General features: G+C 63.1%; 16 protein-coding genes. 8 read left to right on the forward strand and 8 right to left on the reverse strand.

Going from position 1 to position 19,840, the window contains the following annotated elements:
- Window positions 1-112 precede the first annotated feature (112 nt).
- Window positions 113-970 (forward strand): pirin family protein, encoded by an 858-nt coding sequence (locus tag CLV45_RS23700; protein WP_100338980.1) that lies wholly within the window; start codon window positions 113-115, stop codon window positions 968-970.
- A 253-nt stretch (window positions 971-1,223) separates the two neighbouring features.
- On the opposite strand, the gene CLV45_RS23705 is transcribed toward CLV45_RS23700, so the two are convergent.
- From CLV45_RS23705 to CLV45_RS23715, 3 genes are all read right to left on the reverse strand, one after another.
- On the reverse strand, window positions 1,224-2,654 hold the full coding sequence (locus CLV45_RS23705; protein ID WP_100338981.1) for an alpha-amylase family glycosyl hydrolase: 1,431 nt from the start codon (window positions 2,652-2,654) through the stop codon (window positions 1,224-1,226).
- Between the two features lie 111 nt (window positions 2,655-2,765).
- Window positions 2,766-3,179 carry a DUF983 domain-containing protein gene (locus CLV45_RS23710; protein ID WP_245882979.1) on the reverse strand — a complete coding sequence of 138 codons (414 nt, stop codon included), beginning with the start codon at window positions 3,177-3,179 and terminating at the stop codon, window positions 2,766-2,768.
- 263 nt (window positions 3,180-3,442) lie between these two features.
- Window positions 3,443-4,396: an aldo/keto reductase gene (locus tag CLV45_RS23715; protein WP_100338982.1), complete on the reverse strand. Its 954-nt coding sequence runs from the start codon at window positions 4,394-4,396 to the stop codon at window positions 3,443-3,445.
- Between the two features lie 230 nt (window positions 4,397-4,626).
- Between CLV45_RS23715 and CLV45_RS23720 the strand changes: the two genes are divergently transcribed.
- The 3 genes from CLV45_RS23720 (at window position 4,627) to CLV45_RS23730 (ending at window position 6,496) form a co-directional block, all read left to right on the forward strand.
- Complete coding sequence (locus tag CLV45_RS23720) at window positions 4,627-5,031, forward strand: YciI family protein (protein ID WP_100338983.1); 405 nt, start codon at window positions 4,627-4,629, stop codon at window positions 5,029-5,031.
- A gap of 138 nt (window positions 5,032-5,169) precedes the next feature.
- The gene (locus tag CLV45_RS23725) at window positions 5,170-5,973 is read left to right on the forward strand and encodes a penicillin-binding transpeptidase domain-containing protein (RefSeq protein WP_100338984.1); all 804 of its coding nucleotides are present in this window, start codon (window positions 5,170-5,172) and stop codon (window positions 5,971-5,973) included.
- A gap of 70 nt (window positions 5,974-6,043) precedes the next feature.
- Window positions 6,044-6,496 (forward strand): hypothetical protein, encoded by a 453-nt coding sequence (locus tag CLV45_RS23730; protein WP_100338985.1) that lies wholly within the window; start codon window positions 6,044-6,046, stop codon window positions 6,494-6,496.
- Between the two features lie 89 nt (window positions 6,497-6,585).
- Here CLV45_RS23730 and CLV45_RS23735 read toward each other — a convergent pair whose 3' ends face one another.
- A complete protein-coding gene (locus tag CLV45_RS23735) occupies window positions 6,586-9,621 on the reverse strand; it encodes a TIM-barrel domain-containing protein (RefSeq protein WP_100338986.1) in 3,036 nt (1,011 codons plus the stop codon).
- Window positions 9,622-9,740: 119 nt separating this feature from the next.
- Between CLV45_RS23735 and CLV45_RS23740 the strand changes: the two genes are divergently transcribed.
- Both CLV45_RS23740 and CLV45_RS23745 read left to right on the forward strand, forming a co-directional pair.
- Window positions 9,741-10,130, forward strand: a complete 390-nt coding sequence (locus CLV45_RS23740; RefSeq protein ID WP_100338987.1) for a hypothetical protein — start codon at window positions 9,741-9,743, stop codon at window positions 10,128-10,130.
- 41 nt (window positions 10,131-10,171) lie between these two features.
- Window positions 10,172-10,516, forward strand: a complete 345-nt coding sequence (locus CLV45_RS23745; protein ID WP_100338988.1) for a hypothetical protein — start codon at window positions 10,172-10,174, stop codon at window positions 10,514-10,516.
- Window positions 10,517-10,780: 264 nt separating this feature from the next.
- Here the strand turns inward: CLV45_RS23745 and ggt are convergent, their stop codons facing one another.
- A complete protein-coding gene (ggt, locus tag CLV45_RS23750) occupies window positions 10,781-12,511 on the reverse strand; it encodes a gamma-glutamyltransferase (RefSeq protein WP_100338989.1) in 1,731 nt (576 codons plus the stop codon).
- A 221-nt stretch (window positions 12,512-12,732) separates the two neighbouring features.
- Between ggt and CLV45_RS23755 the strand changes: the two genes are divergently transcribed.
- Window positions 12,733-14,772, forward strand: coding sequence for an alpha-amylase family glycosyl hydrolase (locus CLV45_RS23755; protein WP_100338990.1), 2,040 nt, complete (start codon window positions 12,733-12,735; stop codon window positions 14,770-14,772).
- Between the two features lie 75 nt (window positions 14,773-14,847).
- Here CLV45_RS23755 and CLV45_RS23760 read toward each other — a convergent pair whose 3' ends face one another.
- The 3 genes from CLV45_RS23760 to CLV45_RS23770 are packed head-to-tail and all read right to left on the reverse strand — an operon-like array spanning window position 14,848 to window position 16,864.
- A complete protein-coding gene (locus CLV45_RS23760) occupies window positions 14,848-15,312 on the reverse strand; it encodes a YdeI/OmpD-associated family protein (RefSeq protein WP_100338991.1) in 465 nt (154 codons plus the stop codon).
- 14 nt (window positions 15,313-15,326) lie between these two features.
- Window positions 15,327-15,800: a YdeI/OmpD-associated family protein gene (locus tag CLV45_RS23765; RefSeq protein WP_100338992.1), complete on the reverse strand. Its 474-nt coding sequence runs from the start codon at window positions 15,798-15,800 to the stop codon at window positions 15,327-15,329.
- A gap of 29 nt (window positions 15,801-15,829) precedes the next feature.
- Entirely contained in the window at window positions 15,830-16,864 is a 1,035-nt protein-coding gene (locus CLV45_RS23770; protein ID WP_100338993.1) for a glycosyltransferase, read from the reverse strand.
- Window positions 16,865-17,055: 191 nt separating this feature from the next.
- Here CLV45_RS23770 and CLV45_RS23775 point away from each other — a divergent pair, with 191 nt between their 5' ends.
- Complete coding sequence (locus tag CLV45_RS23775; RefSeq protein WP_245882980.1) at window positions 17,056-19,497, forward strand: glycoside hydrolase family 31 protein; 2,442 nt, start codon at window positions 17,056-17,058, stop codon at window positions 19,495-19,497.
- Window positions 19,498-19,840 lie beyond the last annotated feature (343 nt).

Below are 19,840 nucleotides of genomic sequence, written 5' to 3' on the forward strand. Positions count from 1 at the left end.
CTTCCGGGCAAAACGGTGCGTAAGAGCAGAAATTATCGGGTAAAGCCGAGCGGCCGGCGACAAAACGGCCGGCCGCCGGTTTAGTAGCCGCAACTTCTGACTTCCGCTTTTCATGCGCTCCATCCACAAAATTCACCGGGCCGGGTATTCGCCCATTGCCGACCTGATTACCTACTCGCCGCTGCCCTCGCGCACCCTCGATCAGGTCGACCCGTTCCTGTTTCTGAATCACCACGGCCCGCAGGTGTACAAGCCCCGCAACAACGGCCTGCCCTTCGGCCCCCACCCGCACCGGGGCATGGAAACCGTCACCTTCATCCTCGACGGCGACATTATGCACCAGGACAGCGGCGGCCACGAAAGCGTGATTACCGCCGGCGGGGTGCAGTGGATGACGGCCGGCCGCGGCCTGATTCACGCCGAGGTGTCGTCCCAGGAGTTCAAGCAAACCGGCGGCCCGCTGGAAATTCTGCAGCTGTGGGTCAACCTGCCCGCCCGCCTCAAAATGACCGAGCCGCGCTACATCGGCCTGCAGAAAGAGGACATTCCCAGCCTCACCCTGGACGAAGGAAAAGTCACGGTCAACCTGATTTCCGGCGCCTGGGAAGACCAGCAGGCCGCCTTCGAAACCCTGTCGGACGTGACGCTGAACACGATTTTCTTCCAGCCCGGGGGCCAGCTCACCATCCCCGTGCCGGCCGTCCACAACATCCTCTTCTACGTCATCCGGGGCCAGATAACCGCCGGCGGCCAGCCCATTGAGGCCCTGCACCTGGTGGAGTTCAACCACGACGGCGACGCGCTTCACCTCCAGGCCGGCCCCGCCGGCGGCGTGCTGCTCTTCGGTCACGCCCAGCCCTTCAACGAGCCCGTGGTAGCCCAGGGCCCCTTCGTGATGAACACCGAAGAAGAAATCCACCAGGCCTACGACGACTACCGCCGCGGCAAATTCGGGCAGTGGAAGAAGTGAATGAGTGAGTTCTTTGTTCGGCTGGCGCGAACGGTGCTTTCATGTCATTGCGAAGCCAAAGGCTGAAGCAATCCGTCCTCTGCTAGTGGCTAATTCCCTTTTAGCAGAAAGCCCTTTCCCGTCGCAACGAGAAAGGGCTTTTTACTTAAAAGGTTAAGCGCATTTGAGCGGACGAAGTGACGCTGCGTGAGGCCCGGAATGTCGGGCCGCCTTGCAAAAACAGAACAAAGAACTCACTCACTCAATCAATCAATCACTCATTCACCTCATACACCACGTAGCCGTGGGGTGGGAGGGGGAGCTTGGTGCCGGCGGACAGGCGCAGCACTTTGCCGCTGAACAGCTCCCGGGAATTGCCTTCGAGGGGCTGCGGCAAACTCAGCTGCCGGGGCTTGCTGGCCACGTTGACGGCTACCAGCACGGCGGCTCCGTTCTTGCGGCGCACGAAGGCGTAGACATCGGTAGAATCGGGGGTGGGCAGGGGCTGGAACTGGCTGCAGGCGTCGCCATTGAGCAGGGCCGGGTGGTGCTTTTTGAGGGTGAGCAGCTTGGTGTAGAAGTTTTCCAGCGGGTAGTTGGCCCAGTTGATGAGGTCTTTATCGAAGAAGGCGAGGCGCTTTTTTAGGCCGGCTTCCTGGCCGCTGTACACCATCGGCATGCCGGGCAGCAGGGCGGCCAGTACGGCCATGGGCTGCACGTTGGGGCCCAGGCGCTCATACTCGCTGCCGTCCCAGCTGTTGATGTCGTGGCTGCTGGTGAAGTTCATTAGGTACACGCTCGGCGGATACATTCGCCGCTCCCGGGCCAGGTAGGCGTTCAGGTCGTAGGCCGGGCGCTGATGGCGGGCCACGCTGTCGAGTACGTCGTGCAGGCGCAGGCCGTAGGTAATGTCGAAGGCTTTTTCCAGCAGGTGGGTGTTGGGGTCAAACTCGCCGGGCTTCAGAAAGGTCGGCGGAAACAGCTCGTCCCACTCGGCCAGCAGAAATACGGGCTTGATTTTCGCCAGCTCGGCCCGGGTTTGCTCCCAGAACGGGGTGGGCACCAGGCCGGCCACGTCGCAGCGGAATCCGTCGAAACCGGCTTCCCGCACCCAGTAGGCCATACTTTCCCGCATGTAGCGCTGCAGCCCGGGCTGGCCGTAGTCGAGGTCGATGACGTCCTGCCAGTCAGCCACCGGCGGGCGAAACCGGTCTTGGGCGTCCCTGGTAAACCAGTCGGGGTGCTCCCGGGCCAGCTTACTGTCCCAGCTGGTATGGTTGGCCACCCAGTCCAGAATGACGTGCATGCCCAGCTTGTGGGCCTCGGCTACCAGGTGCTGCACGTCCTGCATGGTGCCCAGGTCGGGATTCACGGCCCGGTAGTCGCGGATGGAGTAGGGGCTGCCCAGCTGGCCCTTCCGGTTTTGTTGACCGATGGGCTGAATCGGCATCAGCCACAGAATTCCCACGCCCATTTTCTGCAGGCGGGGCAAGTGGGCTTCGAAGGCCTTAACGGTGCCCTCGGGCGTGTACTGCCGGATATTGACCTCGTAGATGCTGGCGTTCTGGGCCCACTCCGGGTGTCGCACCGCGAACTTGGCCGGAATGTCGGCGCACGTGGTGGCTGTGGTGTCGGCAGAAGGGGAGGAGCAGGCGGCCAGCAGCAGGCCGGCACCGAGCAAAGCGGCAAAAGGACGGTGGAGCATGCGGGCAAGTAAAGTTTTTCGACGGCTACGCCCTAGCTAAGGCCCAAAAAAACGGCCTTCTGCCAGAGCAAAAGACCGTTTGGGAGTCGTGGGCAACTTGCTTGCCTACTGTCAGGAAGCCGACGGTTGGTTGAGCGGGGTGCGGGAGGTGGCGTTCGGGTTATACCGCACGCCGCCAAACAGGTAGAGCATAATGGCCCGCGAATACCGGAACACCAGCGGCATGAGCAAGAGGCTGGCCACGGCCACCGTCAGCACGTAGACCCACACGGCCGGGTCGCCGAGCACGTAATAGCACAGCACCCCGCTGATGGCAAAAATAGCCACCGAAAAGCCGTAGCTCACGAACATGGCGCCCCAATAAAAGCCCGGCTCGGGCTCGTAGGCTTGTCCGCACACGGGGCAGTGCTCGGGCATCCGGGCAAACTTGGTGCTCAGGGCCCGGCTAGTAAACAAGGACCCTTCGTGGCAGCGCGGGCAGCGCAGCGCCAAAAAGGCCAGGGCGGACGATTCAATGCGGGGCATGACAGGCAGAGGTTGGGGCTGAAGGAAACGGGCTTTTTCCTACGCACAGAACCCGCTCGTGGCTGCCTGCCGAGCTATTTTAAAGGTTGCCGCCCACAAAAAAGTCCCGGCCAGATTAGGGCCGGGACTTTTGCATAAGGAGCTCTGGGCAGTAGCGCGAACTTTGGGTAGGCCAACCTTTGGTTGTAGTCCGCGGGCCAGCACGATGGTCATTCAGGTACGCTAACCACAAAGTTCGCGCTACTATCCGGCTGAATACCAGCTTACGAGCTAGCCTCGCCCAGCTGGGTCAGGTCGTCGGGGCTGAGCTGAAGCTCGGTGGCCTTCAGCAGCTCGGTAACTTGCTCGGGGCTGGTAGCCGAGGCAATGGGAGCCGTCAGACCGGGCTGAGCAATTATCCAGGCCAGGGCCACCTGGGCGGGCGTGGCCTGCTGGCGGGCGGCCACCGCGTCAAGGGCTGAAAGGATGCGTAGGCCTTTGTCGTTAAGGTATTTCTGGCCCACGCCACCGCCCCGGGCGCTTTTCTGCAGGTCGGCCTCAGAGCGGTACTTGCCGGTGAGGAAGCCCGCGGCCAGGCCGTAGTAGGGAATTACACCAATATTTTGCTCCTGCAACAGGGGCCGCAGGTTCTGCTCGAAGTCGGCCCGGTCGTAGAGGTTGTAGAGCGGCTGCAGGGTTTCGTAGCGCGGAAAGCCGTGCCGCTCACTGGCGGCCAGGGACTCGCGCAGCCGCTCGGCCGTGAAGTTGCTGGCCCCGATAACGCGCACCTTGCCCTGCTGCACGAGCTGGGCGTAGGCTGCCAGGGTTTCTTCCACGGGCACCGTCGGGTCGTCCTTGTGCGACTGGTACAGGTCGATATAATCGGTTTGCAGGCGCTGGAGGGAGCCTTCCACGGCCCGCAGGATGTAGTCCTTGGCCAGGCCCTTGTTCTCGGCGTTTACTTCCCAGCCTACTTTGGTGGCAATGATGACGTCGTCGCGGCGGCCGCGTTGCTTGAGCCACTGCCCGATAATGGTTTCCGACTCGCCGCCCACGTGGCCGGGCACCCACACCGAGTAACCGTCGGCGGTATCAATGGCGTTGCCGCCCCCGGCCACGAAGGCGTCCAGGATGCGGAAGGAAGTAGCTTGGTCGGCCGTCCAGCCGAAAACGTTGCCGCCCAGCACGAGCGGCGTAATAGAAAGGTCGGAACGACCCAAGGTGCGGGTAGAAGACATGGTAGAGGGAAAGAGCAGAGGTGAAGAGCAATCCGCTGCCAGGGGCAGCAGCGTAGTAGTACTGGTAGCGGGGTAAATTGTTTTGCCGAGTTCCAATTGCCGGGTTATAACTGATTCGAAGCCAGCTTATAACACCGTTGGCAGGGCAGAAATCGGGTTTTACTCCCTCCTCCGGCCTGGTATTCGCCGTACAATTTCCTCGTGGCTACGCTTCACCGAACGTCTTTCCCATGAACAAGCAGACTTTCTTCCTCCTGGCCCTGATGGTGAGTCTGGGCGCGCGGCCCGGGGCGGCCCAGTCCCGCAAAGCCAGCAGCCCCGCGGCTACTCCGGCCAAGACGTATTATTTGGTGCTGCTCAAAAATGTAGCCCAGCGGCAGGCCGATGTCGAAAGGCTGTCCACCATCCGGGCCGGGCACGCGGCCCATTTGCAGCAGCTCACCCGGGAAGGCCGGCTCACCTTGGCCGGGCGCTGTCCCGGCCCCGACAGTGCCCTGGGGGGCATGTACATTCTGAGTGCCAGTAGTATGGAGGAAGCCCGGCGCCTGACCCAGGCCGACCCCGCCGTGCAGGCTGGCAGCCTGACAATGGAAATTTACCCCTGGGAAAAACAGGAGCTGGGCCGACGACCTTAGGCCGCGGCGGCTGGTCGAAACGGAGGACGGAGCTCAACAACATTTGGGCCGGGGCCGGTAATTGCCGTATTTGGGCACAAAGCTTGCCGGGGCGCTCCTTCTGCCTGCGTGGCTCCACCCTTTCCAGCTTGTTGCCCGATGCGTTTTCTGGCCTTATTTCTTTTGCTGCTCAGCGGCCTTAGTGCCCGCGGGCAGGCGCTGACCGAGCGCGACTTCAAAAAGTACTTCGACAGCTACGGCCTGCGGGGCTCGTTTTTGTTGTACGACCAGAAAGCCAACCGCTACACGGCCTACGACGTGGCCCGCTGCAACCAGGGCTACCTGCCGGGTGCCACCTTCAACATTCCCAACGTGCTGATTGGCCTCGAAACCGGGGTGCTGCCCGATACCAGCTTCGTGTTTCCGGCCCAGGACCAGAAGCGTGACGACGGGAAGCTGGCTCCGGCGGTGCGTCTGGGCGCGGCCCTGCGCCAGAATTGCCAGCCCTGCATGCAGCAGATAGCCCAGGAAGTAGGCGTGCCCCGCTACCAGCAAGCGTTGCTGCGGCTCAAGTTTGGGCAGATGGTGGTGACGCCCGAGGTGCTTCAAACCTTTTGGATGGGCGGAATTTCGCGCATTTCCCAGTTTCAGATGGTGACTTTCCTGCGGCACCTCTACGCCGAAAAACTGCCCCCCGCACCCCGCAACCAGGCCCTGACCAAACGGCTGTTCTTGCTCAAGTCGACGCCCCAGTACAAGCTCTACGGGGCCAGCGGCTGGACCCAGCGCGCCAAGCTCACCAACGGCTGGTTTGTGGGCTGGCTCGAGCAGGGTGGCAATGTGTACCTGTTTGCCCTGAACGCCGAACCCAAGGATGGCAAGCCCGCCGACGAGAAATTCATCACCGGCCGCCAGATTATTGCCGAGCAGATTCTGCAGGAGCTGGCCCTGTTGCCCAACTAAGGCGAAGTATGAAGCCTCGTCCGGCCGCAACGGTGCCACGTAGGAAGGGCCATAAACCAACTGCGGACCGATGAAGTGGAACGTCCGGGAATGGCTGCGGCGCTACGGTCCGGCCGAAGTGCTGTCGGTGCTGGCCACGCTGGGCGGCGCCTTTCTGGCCTTTACCCTGACCCGCAACTCGGTTAGTACGGCCCTGGCGGGCACCTGGGCCGGCAACGTGGCCTACTTTGGCTATCTGCTCGGGCTGGACGTGAGCCAGACGCGCCGGCAGCTCCGGGCCGTGGGCCAGCCCTACACTTTTCGAACTCTATTGCGCAACCTGCGGGCCCTAATCGTAGAATTCGGCCTGGCCGAGGTGTTCGACAGTTTTCTGGTGCGCCCGGCCCTGATGTACTACCTGCCCCGCGCCGTAGGCAGCCTGGCCGGCGGCATTCTGCTGGCCAAAGTCCTGGCCGACGTTACCTTCTACATCCCGGCCATTCTGAGCTACGAACTCAGCAAAAAACGCCTGCGGAGGTTTTAGTTGATTGTTGTTAGTTGATTGTTGTTAGGTCGTTCTGTTGGCCTTTGAGTAAAGAACCAACAACTAACAACTAACAACCAACAACCAACCTAGTCTCGCAGCAAGATCAGGCGTTGGTGTTGGTCTTGCAGGTGGGCCGAGTAGACGCCGCCGGGCAGGGGCTGACCCTGGTCGTTGGTGCCGTCCCAGGTCAGCGAATGGGGGCCGGCAGCTTGCTCCCCGGGCACAAAGGTGCGGACCACCTGGCCGGCGGCGTTGCGGATACGCAGCGCGTAGCTCCCGGGCGCGTGCAGGGTGTAGCGCAGCTCGGTGTGGCCGCCGAAGGTGCGGTTGCTGGGCGCTTCCAGGGTCAGGAGCTCCGGGGTCGGGGCCGTCAGCTGCTCATTCAAGGCCAGACCCCGAATAGTGACCCGTACGGGCTGGTCCGTCAGCCGAATAGGCAGCAGCAGCAGCTGGGTCCCGGCGTGGTACTGCCAGCTGGAATCGGGCAGGGGCTGGCTGTTGAGGAGCACGGCCGCGGGCGGCGCCGTAACCCGCGGAATTTCCAGGTTGATGACGTGCTGCGCCGGCCGGCCGGGGTAGCCCGAACCACTGCGCCGAATCTGCACTACCGTTTGCCCCCGGCCCACCAGGCCCGCAAACGCAATGGACTCATACGTGCCCAATTGCCGGGCCGGGGCCGATTTGCCGTCGTCATCGTAGAGCGTGAAGCTCGACTCGGGGACGGTAGAGTCGGCGTAGTAGCGCACGTGCAGGGTATCGGGGCGGTAGTGAGCGGTGCTGGCTACGTAGGGGGCCCGGGGTAGAAAGGCGCCGGCCCGGACCAGCAGCGGCACCTGAGCAAGCGGGGCCGCCATGCCCACCGTCTGACTGCCGCCATAGGTGTGGTGGGAGTAGAAATCAATCCAGTGGCCGGGGGGTAGCACCACGTTGCGCCGTCGCTGCCCGGGTTGCAGCACCGGCGCTACCAGCAGCGCCGAGCCCAGCAGAAACTGGTCGTTGACGTTGGCCAGGGCCGCGGTGTTATTAGCCCTGAACTGCTGGCGCTGCCGGGCCGTGAGGCGGGCCAGGCCCCAGCTGCTGGAGGCTTTTGAGTTCCAGCTCCAGTCGCCGCCTTCCTCCGTAAAACCCGCTGCCCGTTCTTCCTCCGTCAGGGGCTGGGGCGTGCTGGAGCGCACCTGGACGGGCACCGGCAGCGTAACCCGGCTGGTGGGGCCGTAGTTCATGGGCCGGGCCAGGGGCGTGCCGGTTTCCGCGTTTTCCCAGGCCAGGGTGTAGAGGTAGGGCAGCAGCTCGTAGCGCAGGTGGGTGTAGCGCCGCACGATGCTTTGGTAGGGTTCGGGGTACCAGAACGGTTCGGGCATCACCACGCCGTGGGGCCGCATGATGGGGCCGAAGCTGGCCATTTGCAGCCAGCGGGTGTATAGTTCAGGGTCGACGTTGGAACCGGCAAAGCCGCCCGCGTCGGAGTGCATGTAGCCCACGCCGCCCATACCCATGCTGAGCATGATGGGCACCTGGGCCTGCAAGCCGCTCCACGACCGGCTAACGTCGCCCGACCACGGGAAGACCGAATTCCGCTGCATGCCCGCCCAGCCCGAGCGGGCCAGGTTGAAGAGGCGCTCCTGGGGGTATTTTTCGGCGTAGCCTTCCTGCAGAATGCTGGCCCAGGCCTGCCCGTAGGCGTTGTGAATCTGGCGGGTGGGGCCCTGGTCGTAGAGCATGTCGGCGGGCTGATTTTCCGGTTCGCCCAGGTCGCTCCACCAGCCGCCCACGCCGTCCTGCTTGAGCCGGTCGTACTGCTGCCAGAGCCAGCGCCGGGTGGCGGGCCGGTCCATGTCCAGCAACGTGGCTGGCCCCGCCCAAAATGACCCAACCGTGTACGATTTCCCCGCCGCGTCGCGCCCTACCAATTCCCGGCGGCGCACCAGGGAATCGTTCAGGGAGGTGCGCATCACGTAGGGCTCCGAAATCAGGATGGTCTTAACCCCGTTGGAGTCGAGGCGGCTTATCATCCGTTTGGGGTCGGGAAACTGCTGGGGCTGCCAGCGGAAGTCGCCCTGCCGGGTGGTGCCCCCAAACCAGTAGAGGTCCAGCACCAGGGCCTCGAGCGGGAAGCCGGCCTGCCGCATCCGGCGGGCCACGTGCAGCATTTCCTGCTCGGTTTTGTAGCCAAAACGGCTTTGAATCAGGCCCAGGCCCCAACGCGGCGGCAGCGGCTGCCGGCCAGTCAGCCAGGTGTAGCGGTCCAGGATGGCGGCGTAGGAGTCGCCGGCAATGATGAAGTACGCCAGGCTGCCCAGGCCTTCGGCGCGGTATTCCAGCGTATTTTTCTCGGTGGCGCCCAAGTCAAGCACTCCTGGGGCGTGGTTGTCGAAAAACACCATGTAGCCCCGGCTGCTCATTACCGTGGGCAGGGTCACGTTCAGCGTCGACTCTCCGTTCTGGTAACCGTAGTGGGCCTCGTTGTAGAGACTGAGGCGGTGGCCGCGCCGGTCCAGGGGCAGGGCCCGGGAGCCGGTGCCGTAGAGGTGCTCGTCGGGCGTGAGCCGGAACGACACGCCCACGCCAGCCGCTGAACTGCCGGCTGCCCCCAGCTGCTGAAACGAGCCGGCCGCTTCCGCTACCAGGGTTTCAGCATCACGCTGGTAGCTGATGCGGAGTGGATTTTTCTGGATGATAATTTCGCCTGGACAATCGAGATGCCACTGAATGGCTGTCGGCGAGTCGTTAATTCTGGCTCCCACGTAAGGCTGTCCTTTTACAGGTCCTCCGTCCCAGCCTTCTCCTTTGCAGGAACGCGCTAACGACTGCGGCGTTTGCGCCACGCTCACCGAGGGAATTTCCTGCACCGGCTGGCCCTTGGGAAAGTACTCCACCCGCACGATGCTTTCGGCCCAGGGCCGGATGCGCAGCGTGCCGCCGTCGGTGCTTTGAATAGTGAGTATTCCGTTTTGGTACGAGTGGCTCCGGTAGTTGCCGATGCTGCGCGTGGGGGCTGCAGTTTGCGGGCGGGCAAACGGGTCTTGGCCGGGCCGGCCGCTGCCTTCATGCTGTGCCAGCGCGGGAATGGAAGCAAGAAACAGGCCCAGCAAGGCCCCGGCGCGGCGGAAAGACGAGTGCATGGCAGCAAAGCAAATGAGGCCGGCAAGATACGACCCCGAATAAAGCCGGCCCAAGGCCTGGGAGCAACGACCCGCCCGCCGGGTCCGTACAGAAAAGCTCAACCCCAATTCCTACGACCATGGCCCTTTCCTCCGACAACCTCAACGACCACCTTTATTCCACCAACCTCTCGTTGAGCGACCTGTTCAACAACCACACCTTCGCCCACGACCCCAGCGGCCTGATTCCGATTCTGGACAGCTGGGGCCCGCAGCTCCAAAACTCCAACAGCGCCGTGCTGCAAGCCGCCGCCAACGAGCTGGGCCGGCTGAAAGACTACCTGCAAAACGGCGACCGGGCCGGGGCCGCCACCCTCATGCAGCGCCTGGGCGAGCAGGCCTCCCGCGCCGCCAGCAACACCCACGACTGGGCCGGACCCCACCTGCACAACGGCATCGGCGACCAGCTGCGCCACCTGGGCCAGCTGCTGATTATGGCCGCCGGCAACCTGAAGTCGTTGGTTGCCTAGCGGCGGCTTTTCTTCCTATTCTTTCACCCAAACCCTACCTTATGGCCACGCCAACCTATAATCCCGAAAACCACATTAATGCGGCCTTCAACATCCTGCGCGGCAACATTCAGGAATCGGCCACCGACGGGCTGAGCAATATCCAGGACTGGATTCAGACCCTGAGCGGCAGCAGTGAGCAGGTCTTCACGGCCATTGCCGACGAGCTGCGCAGCCTGCAGGGCCACATCAGCAACAACGACGCCGGCAGCATCGGCAACTCCCTCTTTACCCTGGGCGAGTACGTCACGGCCGCCGCCGACGGCCAGACCGAAGTCGTGGCCACCCGCCTCAACCTGCTGGGCCAGGACCTCTCTAACGCCGCCCGTCAGCTTAAGCAGGACTAAGCGGTGAAATGGTAAATGAGTGAATGAGTGAGTTTGACGTTCGGCTGTCTTCGACTGTCATCCTGAGCCTGCGAAGGACCTTCCTCCCCTGCGTAACAAGGCTCAATACATGTGAAAAGCCCTTTACCGCGTCGGCGGTAAAGGGCTTTTGTGCGTTGGTACTAGCCGTAGTGGGGTAGGCGAGGAAGGTCCTTCGCTCTGCTCAGGATGACAGACGGTATAAAAAAGCAGATCGAATGACAACTCACCATCTCACCAGTTCACCTAATACCCCAGGGTAGTGTCGTCGCCGCGGGGGTCGGCGCCGCCTTCGAGGCGGCCGTCGGGTAAGATGCGGATGGCGTCAATGCGGCCCCAGGCGCCGCGGGGGTGCAGGGTGTAGCCGCGCCGCTGCAGGGAGTCGGCGGTGGCGGCCGTCAGGGCTTCGGCTTCCACGTCGATGTAGTCGGGTAGCCACTGGTGGTGCAGGCGGGGTGCAGCCACGGCCTGCTGCATGCTCATGTCGTAGTCGATGACGTGCAGAATGGCCTGCAGCACGCTGGTAATAATGGTGCTGCCCCCGGGCGTGCCCACCACCAGCTGCAGCTTGCCATTGCGGGTCAGGATGGCGGGCGTCATCGAAGACAGCATCCGCTTGCCGGGGGTAATGGCGTTGGCCGTACCGCCCACCAGCCCGTAGGCGTTGGGCACCCCAGGTTTCGAGCTGAAGTCGTCCATTTCATTGTTGAGCAGAAAACCTGCCCCGGCCACGACCACCTTGCTGCCGTAGGCCCCGTTGAGGGTCGTGGTGCAGCTCACTGCGTTGCCCTGGGCATCCACAATGCTGTAGTGCGTCGTCTGGTCACTCTCGTAGGCGGGCAAACCCGGCCCGGCCGTAAGGGCCTTGCTGGGCGTAGCGCGGTGGGCCAGAGTGGTGGCCATGCGCTGCTTGTTGTAGTTTTTGTCGAGCAGCTGGGTTACGGGCACCCGGCCAAAGTCCGGGTCGCCGAGGTAGGTGGCGCGGTCGGCGTACACGCGCCGCTCGGCCTCGGTAATCAAGTGCACGCCGGTGGGCGAGTGCCAGCCGGCTTTCCTCAGGTTGTAGGGCTCCAGCATCTGCAGCATTTGGAGCAGGGCCACCCCGCCCGAGCTGGGCGGCGGAAACGTGGTGACTTCGTAGCCCCGGTACTGGCCGTGGAGCGGGGTGCGCCACTGGGGCTGGTAGCTTTTCAGGTCCTGCTTGGTAATAAGGCCCCGGCCGCGCTGCATTTCGGCCGTGAGCAAGTCGGCGGTACGACCTTCGTAGAACCCCGCCCGGCCCTGGTCCCGGATGCGGGCCAGCGTGGCGGCCAGCTCGGGGTAGCGTATCGTGTCGCCGGGCTGCCAGGTACCGTTGTCGGGGGCCAGGTAGGCCAGGGTTTTCTGAGGGTTGTACTTAAGAAAAACGGCCCGGTTGGCGTTCAGGCCCGTGGCTTCCTTCGCCGTAAGAGGCAGGCCGTGGGCGGCCAGGTCCACGGCGGGCTGTACCACGTCGGCCCAGCTGAGCTTGCCCAGCTTCTGGTGCAGGGCCTCCATGCCGGCTACGGTGCCGGGCACGCCCACGGCCAGGTGGCCGGCCGTGCTCAAATCGGGCACCACGTTACCTTGAGCGTCGAGGTACATATTGCGCGAAGCTCCGGTCGGGGCGGTTTCCCGGAAGTCCAGGGCGCCCTCCTGCCCGTTGCTGCCCCGGTACAACAGGAAGCCGCCCCCGCCGATGTTGCCGGCCACGGGCAAGGCCACGGCCAGGGCAAACTGCACCGCCACGGCCGCGTCGTAGGCATTGCCGCCCCTTTGCAGGATTTCGAGGCCGATGCGCGAGGCCGCCGGGTGAGCCGATACCACCATGGCCTTGGCGGCCGTCACGCCCAGGGCCGGGGCTGCAGAGGCTGCCGGAACAGTAACAGCAGTGGGAGTGGAGGCCCGGGCGCAAGACAACAAAGCGGCCAGGGCCGCCAAAGGAAGGCGAGAGTTCATCCGGTGAAGATAAGCAAAGCGGGAAGTGCCCGGCGCGGCAATGGGTGAAAAATGCCCGCGGCTCATCGTTCAGGCCGGGTGTATATTTAATTTTTTAGAACGTTTACAACCGGAAATCAGGCCCGGCGCCTTGCAATCAGTCCCGGCCCACTACTACCTTGGGCCCACCCGGCCGCTCTGCCCCGGGAATCGTAGATTTGGCTTCAACCTCTCCCGTTGCTATGGAATCATCTTCGCCGACTGCCGCCGAGCCCACGTTGCCCCTGGTGCAAAACGACCCCTGGCTGGCCCCCTACGAATCTATTCTCCAAGCCCGCCAACAGCGTCTGGAACAGCGCCTGGCCGCTATTACCGCCCAGTGCGGCTCGTTGGCCAAGTTTGCCACCGCCCACCAGCGCCTGGGTCTGAACTACGACGGGCGCCGCCGCGGCTACTGGTTCCGGGAGTGGGCCCCGGCTGCCACCTACCTGTCCCTCATCGGCGACTTTAACGGCTGGGACCGGGGCGCCAACCCCCTGCAAAAGGGCGCGGATGGCGTTTGGGAAGTGTTTTTGCCCGATAAGGACTACGCCGGCCGCCTCACCCACGGCAGCCGCTTCAAGCTGCACGTGGGGGCCGCCAACGGGGGCAAGGACCGCCTGCCGGCCACTCTGCGCCGGGCCGTGCAGGACGAGCACAGCAAGGACTTTGCCGGGCAGGTGTGGCGCCCTGACACGCCGTTTGCCTGGACCGACCAGAAATTCCGCCTCCAGAATTACGTCCGGGAGCCGTTCATCTACGAGGCCCACGTGGGCATGGCTACCGAGGAACACCGCCTGGGCACCTACCGCGAGTTTGCCGACCAGGTGCTGCCCCGGATACAGGAGTTGGGCTATAACTGTATCCAGCTGATGGCCATCATGGAGCACCCCTACTACGGCTCCTTCGGCTACCACGTGGCCAATTTCTTTGCCGCCTCCTCCCGCTTCGGCACGCCCGAAGACCTCAAATACCTCATCAACGAGGCCCACAACCGCGGCATTGCCGTCCTGCTCGACGTGGTCCATTCCCACGCCGTGAAAAACGAAGCCGAGGGCCTGGCCAACTTCGACGGCTCCGGCGGGCAGTACTTCCACCCCGGCGAGCGGGGCAACCACCCCGGCTGGGACTCCAAACTTTTCGATTACGCCAAGCCCGAAGTGCAGCAGTTTTTGCTCAGCAACCTGCGCTACTGGCTCGAGGAGTTCCACTTCGACGGCTTCCGCTTCGACGGCGTCACGAGCATGCTCTACCACCACCACGGCGAGGGCGTGGCCTTTGGCAGCTACGACCAGTACTTCGGCCCCGACGTGGACGAGGACGCGGTGCTCTACCTGCAACTGGCCACCACGCTGGTGCACGAGCTCAAGAAAGGTGCCCTGCTCATTGCCGAAGACATGAGCGGCATGCCCGGCCTCTGCCGCCCCATTCCGGAAGGCGGCATTGGCTTCGATTACCGCCTGGGCATGGGCATCCCGGACTACTGGATTAAGCTGCTCAAGCACAAGCGCGACGAAGACTGGAACCTGGGCGAGCTGTGGTACACGCTGTCTAACCGCCGCCTGGGCGAGAAAACCGTGGCCTACGCCGAAAGCCACGACCAGGCCCTAGTGGGCGACAAAACCCTCTCGCACTGGCTCATGGACGCCGCCGTGTACCATAACATGCACAAGGACGACCCCAGCGACATCGTGGCCCGCGGCCTGGCCCTGCACAAGATGATCCGGCTGCTGACGCTGGCCCTGGGCGGGGAAGCCTACCTCAACTTTATCGGCAACGAGTTCGGCCACCCCGAGTGGGTTGACTTCCCGCGCCAAGGCAACAACTGGAGCTACCAGCACGCCCGCCGCCAATGGTCGTTGGCCGATAATCCCGACCTGAAGTACCAGTACTTCCAGGCCTTCGACAAGGCTATGGTGACGACGGCCCGGCAGCGCCGCCTGCTGTCGGCCCCGCCGGCCAAGGAGCTCAACCAGGATAACACCAACCAGGTGCTCATCTTCGAGCGGGCCGGCCTGATCTTCATCTTCAACTTCCACGTCACGGCCAGCATCCCGGACTACCGCTTCTTCGTGCCCCAGCCCGGCCGCTACCGCATCGTCCTCACCTCCGACGCAGCCCAGTTCGGTGGCTTCCAGCGCGTGGATGACTCGCTGACCTACGAAACGTTCCAGGAGGATGAGGTCAACAAGCTGAGCTTGTACGTAACCAACCGCACGGCCCTGGTGCTGGCCCGGGTGTAAGCGGAAGCTGTCCTAATTGACTAAAAAAGGCCGTCGGTACCGACGGCCTTTTTTAGTCAATTAGGACAGCTTTTCCTAGCTCAGCTTTTTACCCGTAGTAATCAGGGCTACGGCCTCTGTCAGGCGACGCAGCCGGGTTTCGGCTTTTTTGGCTTCCGTAATCCAGCGGACGTACTCCTTGCGGTGGGTGTAGGCCAGCTGGTCGAACGTCGCCCGTGCGCCGCTCACAGTTGCTAGGGCCTGGGCCAGATCTTCGGGTACTTCCACTGTGCGCTCGGCCGTATCCTGCTGCATCGTGATGCTGACCACCTCGCCGGGCTGCTTGCCGATGGCCTCGCGGGTGGCCTTGTGCACCATCAGCAGGTGGCGTCCGCCCATCGGAGCCAGCGTCGACTGAAACGCGTAGCCATCAATAGTACCACGCACCCGCACCTGACCTTTTTTGCCAAAGGTGGCCGGTACATCCAGCGGCGGAATGCAGAAGCTGCCGCCACTGTCGTGGCCTACCAGTTGGGCTTCGAAAGAATACACCTGCTCCATCGGGCAACAGCAAGTTAGTCGAGTTTCTTGCCGGCGCTGATCCGCTCCACGGCCTCCTTGATGCGGCGCATCCGGGTGTCGGGCTTTTTGGCCCGCTCTATCCACTGCACGTACTCGCGGCGGTAGGGGTAGGGCAGCTGGTCGAACTTGGGCCGGTAGCCCGCCTGGGAAAGAGCCCGGGCCAAATCTTCGGGCAGCTCGAAGGAGGCTTCCTCGGTGTCGAGCTGGATGATGACTTCCACGTCGTGGCCCCAGGTTTTGTCGATGGCCCGGCGGATTTGCTTGCCCACGGGCAGCATGTACTCGCCGTCGGCATTCTGTACCAGCGTCAGGCGGAAGGGAAACCCGTCGATGGTGCCGCGCACGTGAAACGGGGGCTTCTGCTGAAACGTCTCGCCGGGGACGAAGGGAATCAGGATCTGCACGCCACCGTCGGTGTCATCCAGCTCCAGGGCGGCGGAAAAGCGTTGTTCGAAAGATTCGGACATGAAAAAGGGAATAGGGTGAACCGCCGTACTTACGACCGGGGCGTCACCTGGGTCAGCGCGTCGTTGAGGGCCGTGGTATCGTCGGCCGCCACTACCCGAATCCGGGCCGCGGGAATGTTGTAGAATGAAATCAGGCGCTGGGCCAGGGCCTCGGTCGAAGCCAGCACCAGGTCGGCCCGCCGCAAAGCTAAGCGTTCCAGCTCCAAGATCCAGCCCCGGTCGGCCGGCGAGTCCCGGTCGGCGGCCAGGGTTTGCACGTGCAGCACCAGGGGGCGGCCCGTGAGCTGCCGGATTTCCAGGCCCGCCAGCCAGGCGTGCCAGTCGGCGGCGTACACCACCCCAAACGGCTGACTCACGGCCAGCGGCGTGGCAAACCGGGCGTATTGAATGACGCGGAAGTTGAGGTCGGCATCGTCCTCGGCGTTGTCCAGGGCGTTGAGAGCCTGCACAAACGAGGCCTGGGCCGCCGTTTGCGCGGCCGCCGGTGTGGCGGGAGCGGGCTGACCCGCCACGCTGGCCGCCGTTGGTACCGCCGAAGCCTCCAGCGTCAGGTTGTCGGCCGGCTGATGGATGTCGGCCGCCTCATCCGCCCCGATTTCAGCCGTGGCTTCGGCAAAGTCATCCTCGTTCAGCAACGTCGGGCGGGCAGTAGCGGAGCGGCTAGCCGGGGACGGAGTTGCCGCAAGGGCCGTGCCCTGCGTGGCGGCCGAAGCCGGGGCCGCGGTACCTTGCTGGGCTGCCGCCGCTACCTCAGACTGGGGAGCTGTTGGCGGCGCGCTGGCTCCGGCATACGGGGCGGCCGGAGCCTGCCACGAGCCGGCTGCCGCCGCGGGGCGGGCCATAGCCTGCGCGGCCAGCTGGGCGGCGCTGAGCAGGTTGAGCCGGATAACCTGGTCGGCGGAAGTCAGGGTTTCGGAGTCCGACAGCCGAGGTACGATGACCGATACGGGAACATGCTCGGCCAGCTGGCGCGAGAGGTCCAGGGCCGCCACCGAAGCCGCGTCGGCCGCCGGCGCCGCCTCATCCCAGCCCAGCAATAACACATTGAGAGGATTGCTTTCCATAAGAATCAGGCGGTGACGGCGAAAGAGAAGCGAAAGAAAAAGGGCTTGGTAGCCCTGTAATACGGTTTCAGCGGTTGAGGCGCTAATGTTAGGCAAAATTCGCGGGAATCATTTTTACCTTGCAGGCTTAATTGTTGTGCTTCCGGCCGGGCCGGAGTTATTTTTGCCCACTTCTTCCAGACGACCCATCGATGGCCGATTCGATTCAGGAAAACAACTACATGGTCAATGACTTGGCCGCCAAAGGGAAGCAGGAATTCTTCCCCGGTCAAGTCCTTTCCTGCGCCCAGCAGGGCCCCGATTTCCTCTTTACCTGCGACAATGGCGTGCAACTTAGCGTGCAGGTCATTACCGACAAAATTCTGCGCTTCCGTTACGCCACCGAAGCCGGCTTTGCCGCCGACTTCAGCTACGCCGTGCCCGCCGACCAGCCCCGGGCCGCGCTGGAGTTTCTGGAGTTTCGCGAAAAGCCCGACCACTACCGCATCACCACCGAGCGCCTGATTTGCACCATCAGCAAGCAAAACGCCGCTTCCCGGGTGCTGGACCGCTCGGGCACCTTGCTGTCGGCCGATGAAAAAGGCTTCCACTGGGAGTACGACTACGAAACCGGCAACGACATCGTCAAGATGAGCAAGCAGGTGCAGAGTGGGGTGCACTACTACGGCCTCGGCGACAAGCCCGACAACATGAACCTGCGCGGCAAGCGCTTCACCAACTGGGGCACCGATACCTACGGCTACACCAAGGGCTCGGACCCGCTCTACAAAAACATTCCGTTCTATCTGGAGCTGCAGCAGAAAATTGCCCACGGCATTTTCTTCGACAACACCTTCAAGGCCTCGTTCGACTTCGCCGCCGAGCGGGCCGACGTGACCAGCTTCTGGGCCATGGGCGGGGAAATGAACTACTACTTCATTTACGGCCCCACGCTCACCGAAGTCACCCAGGAGTACACCCGCCTGACCTGCCCGCCCGAACTGCCCCCGATGTGGGCGCTGGGCTACCACCAGTGCAAGTGGAGCTACTTCCCCGAAAGCAACTTCCGCGGCATCGCCAAGGGCTTCCGGGACCGGAAAATTCCCTGCGATGCGCTGTATCTGGACATCGACTACATGGACGGCTACCGGTGCTTTACCTGGAGCCCCACCCATTTCCCCGACCCCAAGAAGATGGTGAAGGAGCTGGCCGAGGATGGCTTCAAGACCATTGTCATCATCGACCCCGGCATCAAGATTGACCCCAACTACAGCGTATTTAAGGAAGGCCTCGAAAACGACTACTTCTGCCGCCGCGCCGACGGCCCCCTGATGAAGGGCTCGGTGTGGCCCGGCCTGTGCAACTTCCCCGACTACACCCGGCCCGACGTGCGCGAGTGGTGGGCGGGCCTGTTCAAAGGGCTGATTCAGGAAGACGGGGTGCGGGGCGTGTGGAACGACATGAATGAGCCGGCCGTGTTCGAAAAGGGTACTTTCCCCGACGACGTACGCTTCAGCTACGACGGGCACTCGGCTTCCCACAAAAAGGCCCACAACATCTACGGCATGCAAATGGCCCGGGCCACGGCCGCCGGCGTCAAGCAGTTCAGCTACCCTAACCGGCCCTTCACCATTACGCGCAGCACCTACGCCGGCGGGCAGCGCTACTCCTCGGCCTGGACCGGTGACAACATCGCCAGCTGGGAGCATCTGTGGCTGGCCAACATCCAGTGCCAGCGCCTGAGCATCTCGGGCTTCAGCTTCGTGGGCTCCGACGTGGGCGGCTTCATCGACACGCCCGACGGCGAGCTGTACGTGCGCTGGGTGGCCCTGGCGGCCTTTCACCCGTTCTTCCGCACCCACTCCAGCGGTGACCACGGCGACCAGGAACCCTGGAGCTTCGGCGAGCAGTACCTGGATTTGGCCCGCTCCTTTATTGAGTTGCGCTACCGCCTGCTGCCCTACATGTACACCACCTTCTGGCAGTACGTGCAAAACGGTACGCCCGTGCTGCGGCCCCTCACGTTCCTGGACCAGAACGACACGGAAACCTACCTGCGCATGGCCGAGTTCAGCCTCGGCGACCACCTGCTGGTGTGCCCCATCACCCAGGCCGGCGCCGATGGCCGCTGGATGTATCTGCCCCGCGGCGACTGGTTCTACTACTGGACCGACGAGGCCAAAGCCGGCGGTGCCGAAGTGTGGGCCAGCGCCCCACTCGACCGGATTCCGCTGTTCGTCAAAGCCGGCGCCGTTATTCCCATGTACCCGCTGATGCAGTACGTGGGCGAGAAACAGGTGGAAGAGCTGACCCTGCACGTGTATTTCAAGCAAGGCTCCGAAACCAGCGTGGTGTACGACGACGGCGGGGAGGGCTACGGCTACCAGCAAGGCCAGAGTACCACGCGCCACTTCACCGTGGCGGGCACTCCTACCAGCCTGAGCATCACCCAAGCTATTGAAGGCGACTACACCCCGTCTTTCGCCACTTACCGCGTGCTGTTGCACGGGCTGAGCTTCACGGCGGCGCAAGCAACACTTGATGGGGCCGCCGCGGTGCTAACCGAGGAAACCACCGAGAATGGACTCGTGGTGCCCGCCCTGAGCGTGAGCAGCGCCTTCACCATGCTCAGCCTGAGCGGTAGCGCCGGCTAAGTCCCGCGGGACGTCCCAGTGCGACATCATTCCCCTACAAAAAGCCCCGGCCGAATTCAACGGCCCGGGGCTTTTTGCTTTGCCACAGCCCGTAGCTCCCTGCTATCGGGCGGGTTTATCCTGCCAAAGCGGGTATTGGTGTAATAAATTTCAGCGGGCTGAAGGTGGTAGGTATGTTTGTATCATCAGCACGGAAATAGTAAACAGAATAGCCGTACATGCGAATGTAATTAAGCTGACAGTAGACTTATGTTCCAATGGTTATGTAAAAATAAATATCAAAGATAATTAGGGTTTATATTAATGTCTATTGCTAGTAAAATTTTAGATTAGGCTTGGTTTA

Source organism: Hymenobacter chitinivorans DSM 11115 (assembly GCF_002797555.1).
GTDB lineage: Bacteria > Bacteroidota > Bacteroidia > Cytophagales > Hymenobacteraceae > Hymenobacter > Hymenobacter chitinivorans.

Excerpts from the sequence above, each read along its gene's own strand:
- CLV45_RS23740 (WP_100338987.1), top strand. The coding sequence starts at position 9,741 with ATGGCCCTTTCCTCCGACAACCTCAACGACCACCTTTATTCCACCAAC.
- CLV45_RS23700 (WP_100338980.1), top strand. The coding sequence starts at position 113 with ATGCGCTCCATCCACAAAATTCACCGGGCCGGGTATTCGCCCATTGCC.
- CLV45_RS23745 (WP_100338988.1), top strand. The coding sequence starts at position 10,172 with ATGGCCACGCCAACCTATAATCCCGAAAACCACATTAATGCGGCCTTC.
- ggt (WP_100338989.1), bottom strand. The coding sequence starts at position 12,511 with ATGAACTCTCGCCTTCCTTTGGCGGCCCTGGCCGCTTTGTTGTCTTGC.
- CLV45_RS23710 (WP_245882979.1), bottom strand. The coding sequence starts at position 3,179 with ATGCCCCGCATTGAATCGTCCGCCCTGGCCTTTTTGGCGCTGCGCTGC.
- CLV45_RS23770 (WP_100338993.1), bottom strand. The coding sequence starts at position 16,864 with ATGGAAAGCAATCCTCTCAATGTGTTATTGCTGGGCTGGGATGAGGCG.
- CLV45_RS23730 (WP_100338985.1), top strand. The coding sequence starts at position 6,044 with ATGAAGTGGAACGTCCGGGAATGGCTGCGGCGCTACGGTCCGGCCGAA.
- CLV45_RS23760 (WP_100338991.1), bottom strand. The coding sequence starts at position 15,312 with ATGGAGCAGGTGTATTCTTTCGAAGCCCAACTGGTAGGCCACGACAGT.
- CLV45_RS23725 (WP_100338984.1), top strand. The coding sequence starts at position 5,170 with ATGCGTTTTCTGGCCTTATTTCTTTTGCTGCTCAGCGGCCTTAGTGCC.
- CLV45_RS23735 (WP_100338986.1), bottom strand. The coding sequence starts at position 9,621 with ATGCACTCGTCTTTCCGCCGCGCCGGGGCCTTGCTGGGCCTGTTTCTT.
- CLV45_RS23765 (WP_100338992.1), bottom strand. The coding sequence starts at position 15,800 with ATGTCCGAATCTTTCGAACAACGCTTTTCCGCCGCCCTGGAGCTGGAT.
- CLV45_RS23755 (WP_100338990.1), top strand. The coding sequence starts at position 12,733 with ATGGAATCATCTTCGCCGACTGCCGCCGAGCCCACGTTGCCCCTGGTG.
- CLV45_RS23705 (WP_100338981.1), bottom strand. The coding sequence starts at position 2,654 with ATGCTCCACCGTCCTTTTGCCGCTTTGCTCGGTGCCGGCCTGCTGCTG.
- CLV45_RS23720 (WP_100338983.1), top strand. The coding sequence starts at position 4,627 with ATGAACAAGCAGACTTTCTTCCTCCTGGCCCTGATGGTGAGTCTGGGC.
- CLV45_RS23775 (WP_245882980.1), top strand. The coding sequence starts at position 17,056 with ATGGCCGATTCGATTCAGGAAAACAACTACATGGTCAATGACTTGGCC.
- CLV45_RS23715 (WP_100338982.1), bottom strand. The coding sequence starts at position 4,396 with ATGTCTTCTACCCGCACCTTGGGTCGTTCCGACCTTTCTATTACGCCG.